The sequence below is a fragment of the Pseudoalteromonas sp. SR45-6 genome, assembly GCF_014163545.1.
Lineage (GTDB): Bacteria > Pseudomonadota > Gammaproteobacteria > Enterobacterales > Alteromonadaceae > Pseudoalteromonas > Pseudoalteromonas rhizosphaerae.
This window is the reverse complement of the sequence record NZ_JACJDM010000221.1, coordinates 1-302: the sequence shown is the minus strand read 5'-3', so window position 1 is coordinate 302 and position 302 is coordinate 1. Positions and strand designations below refer to the sequence as shown.

1 pseudogene is annotated in these 302 nt (G+C 36.8%); it reads left to right on the top strand.

From position 1 onward, the window contains the following. Positions 1–106 precede the first annotated feature (106 nt). A pseudogene (locus tag H5158_RS22995) lies at positions 107–302 on the top strand (hypothetical protein); the annotation flags it as partial.

Below are 302 nucleotides of genomic sequence, written 5' to 3'. Positions count from 1 at the left end.
TATAGACCAAGAAAAGTACCCTAAAACAATAGTAACCGGTTCAGTTGTAGAGCTTTCAGCTAACCCTGTCCATTGTTATTTATTATGGGAGTGTTATGTGCGCTTTATGGATTTAAGTAAGCCATTGCCCGATGTGCCGGTATATGAACAACACCGACATTTAGATCCCATTACAGCAGAGTTTGATAAAAATAATAATCGTCCTTCAGACTTTTGGGTAGACTTCTCAATTGAACAGCAAATTGAAATTAGGGACGAAATTTTAGAAGATGCTTTTCCATTTGATTGGCTAAAAGGTAAAG